The organism is Burkholderia sp. BCC1047, assembly GCF_902833155.1.
Lineage (GTDB): Bacteria > Pseudomonadota > Gammaproteobacteria > Burkholderiales > Burkholderiaceae > Burkholderia > Burkholderia sola.
Genome location: NZ_CADFEH010000010.1, coordinates 192840 through 199774 on the forward strand (window position 1 = coordinate 192840; position 6935 = coordinate 199774).

Here is a 6935-nt window from a genome sequence, read left to right on the forward strand (position 1 = left end):
GCCGCCTGCGTCCGCGCCGTCACGCCGGCCCGGTCGTGTCGGCCTCGGTGTCGAACGACGTATCCCCGACGCGCGTGCGTTTCAGCGAGCCGGCCAGTTTTTCGATCGCCGGCAAGTCCAGCGCATCGAGGTGCGCGCGCACTTCCTGCACGAACGGCGCATGGTCCGGCTCGTCCGCATACTGGCCGAGCCATTCCTCGATATCGGTCAGCCGGCCCTCGCCGGCGAGCGCGATCAGCTCGGCGAGCGCGTCGGCGGGCGGGCAGCGCATCGCGGGCGCGGCGCTGGCCGGTTCCGCTTCGACGGCGGGATCGAACCGCCTGACGAGCCCCGACGCCGGCGCGAGCGCATGGCCGAGGGCCGGCGCGACGACCGCGAACGAGAACGTCGTGCCGACGCCCGGCTGGCTCGCGACGGCCAGCTCGCCGCCCATCGCGGCGACGATGCGCTGCGCGATGAACAGGCCGAGCCCGGTGCCGCCGTTCACCGCCTGCACCTGCTGGTACGCGCGGAAGATGTCACCGGTCGCGCCGATGTCGATGCCGATGCCCGTATCGGCGACCTCGAACAGCAGGCGCCATGCCTCGCCTTCGCGCGACGCGTGAACCGACAGCGCGACCGTGCCGTCGCGCGTGAATTTCGACGCGTTCGACAGCAGGTTCAGCAACACCTGTTGCAGGCGAATGCCGTCGATCCGCACCGTGCGCGGCAGCGCCGTGACCGGCCGATAGACGAACCGGTTGTGCTGCTGCTCGCACAGCGCGGCCGCGTAGTGGCCGATGTCGTCCAGCAGCCCGGGCAGGTCGGTGCGATCGGGCGCGACGCCGAGCGGCTGGAGTTCGGCCTTCGTGAACGCGAGCAATTCGTCGATCAGCGCGAGCTGGTAGCGGATGCTGCGGTCGATCGACCGGATCAGCCGCGCCTGGCCGCGCGTCGCGCCTTGCAACAGCAGCTTCGCGTAGCCGTTGATCGTCGACAGCGGCGCGCGCAGGTCGTGGCTGACATAGCCGAGCGTCTCGATCTTCTGCTGCATGTGCGTCTTCGATTGCTGCAACGCTTCGTTGAGCGCCACCGTGCGCCGCGCGACCTCGTCGCGCAGCCGGTCCTGCTCGGTGAGCTGCCAGTGTTCGAGCCGCTTGCGTGCCTCGGTGCGCTGCCGGCCCACGTGGTGGATCCATGCGGCCAGCACCAGCAGGTGCGTCGCCAGCCCGATGATCGCGATGACGGGGTTCGGAAAGACGTCGGAGTGGATCCATGACAGCACGGACGGCAACGCATCCCGGCCGTCGAGTATGCGGATCAGCATGTTGAACGTCGCGAACCCGACCGCGATCAGCATCACGCGGGCCGTCGGCGTGCGCCGGATCACGAGCATCAGCGCGAGACTGATGTTGACGAGCGCGAGCACGGTGTTCAGCCACAGGCAGAACCGGGCGAAGGTCGCCAGATCGCCGAACGCCGCACCGATTATCCCCGCGCATTCGAGCGCGAGAAACACCACGTACACCGCGCGCATCGGGATGTTCGCCTTTTCGCGATGCGAGACCATCAGGATGAAGGCGATGAAGCACGCGACGGACAGGTACACGAAGATCGTTTCGCCGCGCGTCGACCACTCGCGCGCGCCGGGCGACAGGAGCATCGCGAGATAGCCGCGGTACGCCGCTTCGAACAGCGCGGTGTTCAGGGTCAGCGCGGCCAGCACGTGGAACACGCCGCTGCGCGAGAAAAAGCCGATCAGCAGCGCACACCAGACGAGAGCGAGCAGCCCGCCGAAGAATCCGAAGTTCCACATCGACGCGTGCAATTCCTGCGCGATCCACGCGTCGCGAGTGAACGCGGCCGGCGCAAGGCGCATTTCCTTGCGCGACGTGATGCGGATCAGCACGGGGAGCCGTTCGCCCGCGCGCAGCGTGACGTCGAGAGTCGGGTAGCGCGCCGGCGCACCGCTCGCGTCGCCGCGGTCGGTCGGGAAGCTGCGCTCGAGCATCCATTGGCCGTGCCGGTCGACATAGAAGTCGGCGCGATCGACGCGCGCGTCGCGAATCGCGAGCACCAGCGGGCGCATCTCGCTGTCGCGGTTGACCAGCGTCGCGCGAACCCACCACGCCGAGCGCGAAAACGACACGTTGAATACGGAAGGGGTGGCAGCGGCCGCGTGGCCGGCCGGGGCGGCGAGCCGGGCGGCGACCGCGTCGGCCGACAGCGTCTTGCCGGCGTCTTCGAAAACCGAGACGGCTTCGAGTGGCGCGGGATTGGGCGCCGTTGCGGCACGCGCCGTCGCATACGTGGCGGCCAGCGCCGCGAGAAGCAGGAGCAACGCGCGAAACGCGCGGCATCCCGCGGCCCATGCCGCGTAGGGCCTACGCATCGCCGTGGCGCCCGCCCGGTGCGGCCGGCGCGGCGACCGCGTGGCGCTGGCGTCGCCAGTCGGACGGCGTGATGCCGAAGCGTTCGCGAAACGCGGTCGCGAAATTGCCGGGTGTGGAGAAGCCGATTTCCTCGGCGATGTCGCCGATCCCCATCGACGTTTCCGACAGGAAGTGCATCGCGGCGCGCAGCCGCGTGTCGCGCAGATACTCGAATACGGTCTGGCCGAGATGATCGCGGAACACGCGCGACAGCCGCTTTTCGTGCGTGCCGACCTGCTTCGCGAGATCCTCGAGGGTCGGCGGATGGCGCAGGTCGCGCAGCAGCACGTCGCTCGCCGCGCGCACGAGCGCCGCGTCGGGGTTGTCGGGCAGTTCGGGCAGGTGCGCGAACGGCTGGCTGCGCCGCACGCGCTTCAGGTGATTGCGGATGCGCGCGATGACTTCCGCCGGTTCGAACGGCTTGATGATGTAGTCGATCGCGCCCGTTTCGAGCCCCGCGATCCGATCCTCGAGATCGCCCGCGGCCGTCAGGATGATCACCGGAATGGATTGCGTCGACGGCGTCGACGCCAGCAGCCGGCTCGCGGCGAAACCGTCCATGCGCGGCATGCGGACGTCCATCAGGATCAGGTCGGGCGCGATGGCCTGCGCACGGTGGTACGCCTGCAGCCCGTCGAACGCGACGCTGATCCGGCACTGCGCGGTGCGCAGGATTTCGGTCAGGAGCCGCAGGTCGTTCGGGCGGTCGTCGACGATCAGAATATGGGCGCCGGCGAGATCCGGCGTGGTACGTGGCGACGCCGAACTGGACAAGCGGGATGACATGGTTGCGAACGCGTTGGAAGGGAGTGGCCTGTCAGGTCGGGGCATCGCAATCTGGACGATTGTTGCGAAAAATTATATGTCGACAGCAGCGTCGATTGTGAGGATTCCGTGCGGCACGTGGGGGCTTGTCGCGGGGGCGTCGCGAGGGCGTCGCAGCGGCGCGGCGGTGTCGTCCCGCTCGTCGGGAAAATGAGTCGGAAAAATGTGCCGAATCGATTTATAAAATCCCGGTCTTTATTTCCGGTTAAATGACGGTTTGAATGAAATTGGCACGAATGATGAATTAATGCAAGTAGTGTCGAATTCGATGATGACGGCGTAAATCGAATCCATCGATTCCTTGTCGATCGAAAGAGTTTTGTTCGAATACAGGACGGTATTCACCTTTCTGAAAAATCGGATTTCCTTCTGATGTGTATGAATGTAAATGTCGTCCGCTCTGGAAAAGTATTTTTCCGCTGCGGAAAAGGTTTGTCTGGACGAATATCGGCACACTAGCCCCAACGCGGCTGGAATCGGTTTTTTGGATGCGTCCGGCCGCCATAAAAATTGCTGTCGCCGTCGCTTCATGGGTAGCCAATATTCAATGTCACATCGTTTGATGGCATTCCAATGGGGCGTTCGGACGATTACAAGACGATAACAGGCACGAGGGTAATGAAAACGTCATCATTCGCGAAATTCACAGATAAACGAGATGGGTCGCGAAATGGCGGGATGGGTCTGGGTGTGAGGCATCGGGCGAGAATAAATCGTCAAGAAAATTCGATCGATTAATTCGATGCCGGGGTCGTTCGGTGAGTGGCTGGCTTTTCCGGGGATCCGGAAAGCCGGGCGCCCGCCGGACGGAAAGGGGTGAGTGACTTCGCGTGGGCCGCCGGGTGGCTTGACCGATCCGGCGGGCCGCGCGTGGCGCTCTATCGAATCAGGCGGATACGAAAAATATGAATACGACAAGCATGGCAGGTCAGGGCGTCGGGTCGAGCGATCCGGCGCCGGCTGTCAGCGTCAGCGATCCGGCGGCGCATGCTTCAGACCAGGGGACAGCGTGGCGTCTTTCGCCGCCTGAATGAAACATGACGGGCCGCCCGCGATGCGGGCCGGCGTCCGTTCGTCCAGCGTCCGAGCGACGCTTTTCCAATGAGATTCGAAATCGCCCTTCGGTGGGTGCGACGGTGCGCGCGCGTGCGGATTCGCGATGCGTCGTGCGCCGTGTCGTCGCCGGGCAGGCGACGTCGACTTCCATGAGCCGCTAACCGGCGATCGTGATCGCGAGTCGTGCCGAACGGGCACGCGCGTCGATCGGCCGTGCCGTTGCGATGGTGTCGAGCGTGTCGAGCAACGCTGTTCGTAGTTTTTATTAGTTATGCGAAGTAGCAAGCGGAGCGTCGCGGGGCAGGCGAAAGCGGAGAGGGTCCGCGCCGCGCCTGATGTCGCGTTCGCTGTTGCGTCATCCAGCACATGAGAACCGAGGGAACACGAGATGAACAAGTCGTTCAAGTCGATCTGGAACGAAGCACTGGGAGCCTGGGTTGCGGCTTCGGAACTTGACCGGGCGCGCGGGAAGCGGGTGGCGTCGTCGAGAAGTGTGGCCGAGCACGTCGCGCAGGCGGGCGCCGCCGTGCGCCCGGGCGCGCATGCAGGGTCGTCGCCGCGGCGTATCGTGATGACGCTGGCGGCCGCGTATCTCGGGCTGTTTCAGGCTGGCGCGCACGCGCAGTATTCGGCGGGCGGCGGCTCCGCGACCGGCGGCGCCAGTTCGATCTCGGTCGGTAACGGTTCGGTGGCCACGCAGGTGAATTCAACCGCGTTCGGTAACCTGTCCACGGCGGCAGGCACATCAGCCACGGCACTGGGCCCGGGTGCGCACGCGATGGGTGACGGATCGACGGCCCTCGGCATCAACTCGCAAGCGAACGGCGTCAACAGCGTGGCGATGGGCGTGCAGGCCATCGGTTCAGGCCCCTACGCGGTCGCCATCGGGAATTTATCGCAGGCCACGCAAAGCGGCACGGTGTCGATCGGCAGCGGCGCGTCAGCTACCGGCGTCTCCGCCATCGGGCTCGGCAACAATGCGTTCGCGTCCGGCCAGTATGCGGCCGCGCTGGGTCTCGGGGCGAGCGCGGCCGGGGCGCAAAGCGTCGCGCTCGGCTATGCGACGCATGCGACGGACACCGGCAACGTCGCGATCGGCAATCAGGCGACGAGTACGGGCACGGCAGGTGTCGCACTGGGCAGCGGCGCATTGGTAACCGGCAATTCCGGTCTCGCGATGGGCGTCAACAGCGGAGCGAAGGGCACCGCTTCGATCGCGATCGGCTGGGGCGGCACCGCCGGCGTGCCGGGGTCGGGCACGCAGTCGCTCGGCACGAGTTCGATCGCGATGGGCTCGAACACGTCGGCCGGTGCGGACAACGCACTGGCATTTGGCCTGAACGCCAACGCGGCGGGCGTCAGTTCGATCGCGATGGGCGTGCAGTCGAGCGCGACGCAGCAGTTCGCGACCGCGCTCGGCAATCTGTCGCTCGCGACCGGCGTGTCCGCCAGCGCGCTGGGGCCCGGTGCGACGGCGTCGGCCACGAATGCGACGGCGGTTGGCATCAACAGCGTCGCGGCGGCGACCTCGACCGTCGCGATCGGCGATTCCAACTCGGTTGCCGCGGCAGCGGGTGCGGGGTCGGTCGCGGGCGGCTATGGCTCGAAGGTGCTCGGCGGCACGGGCGCCGTCGCGCTCGGCTTCGGCCAGACGGTAAGCGGCAACGGCGCGGTCGCGATCGGCGATCCAAGCACTGCGATCGGCACCGGCGCGGTCACGATGGGGTCGAACAACACCGCGAACGGCGACGGCGCGGTGGCGATCGGCAATACCAACAACGCGCAGGGCACGGGTTCGCTGGCGCTCGGCAATACGTCGACGGCAGCGGCGGCGGGGGCGGTCGCGTTCGGTGCGTCGGCCGTGGCCAACAACGCAAACGATGTCGCGCTCGGCTCGGGATCGACGACGGCCGCGCCGAATCCGACGGCCAGCGCGGTCATCGGCGGCGTCACGTACACCTTCAACGGCATCAATCCGACCAGCGTCGTCAGCGTCGGCAAACCGGGCAGCGAGCGTCAGATCACCAACGTCGCGGCCGGGCGGATCAGTTCGGCGAGTACGGACGCGATCAACGGCTCGCAACTCGCCGCGACGAACACGGCGCTCGATTCGCTGTCGACGTCGACGGCGTCGAGCATCACGTCGTTGTCCACGTCCACGTCGACCGGTATCGGTTCGCTGTCCACCGGTTTGAGTTCGACCAACAGCACGATCACGTCGCTGTCCACGTCGACGTCGACGGCCGTCGATTCGCTGTCCACCGGCCTGAGCTCGACCAACAGCAACCTGACGTCGCTGTCCACGTCGACCTCGACCGTCGTCGGCTCGCTGTCGACCGGCTTGAGCTCGACCAACAGCAACCTGACGTCGCTGTCCACGTCGACCTCGACCGTCGTCGGTTCGCTGTCGACCGGCCTGAGTTCGACCAACAGCACGATCACGTCGCTGTCCACGTCGACCTCGACCGTCGTCGGTTCGTTGTCCACCGGCTTGAGCTCGACCAACAGCAACCTGACCTCGCTGTCGACTGCCACGTCGACCGGCATCGGTTCGCTGTCGACCAGCCTGAGCTCGATCACGAACAACAACACGAACCTCGGCAACAGCACGGCCGGCGCGATCGGCGGCGGCGCCACCTACGA

At 66.5% G+C, this 6935-nt stretch carries 3 protein-coding genes; 1 reads left to right on the forward strand and 2 read right to left on the reverse strand.

What is annotated here, in order from left to right; translation table 11 throughout:
- Positions 1–19 precede the first annotated feature (19 nt).
- Complete coding sequence (locus HWX55_RS13685; RefSeq protein ID WP_175976050.1) at positions 20–2371, reverse strand: sensor histidine kinase; 2352 nt, start codon at positions 2369–2371, stop codon at positions 20–22.
- Positions 2364–3197 (reverse strand): response regulator, encoded by an 834-nt coding sequence (locus HWX55_RS13690; protein ID WP_175976051.1) that lies wholly within the window; start codon positions 3195–3197, stop codon positions 2364–2366. The genes HWX55_RS13685 and HWX55_RS13690 overlap by 8 nt, the downstream gene beginning before the upstream one ends.
- 1483 nt (positions 3198–4680) lie before the next feature.
- On the opposite strand from HWX55_RS13690, the gene HWX55_RS13695 reads away from it, so the two are divergent.
- Positions 4681–6935 (forward strand): ESPR-type extended signal peptide-containing protein (locus tag HWX55_RS13695; RefSeq protein WP_279612678.1); only part of this gene is annotated, 2255 nt, incomplete at its 3' end.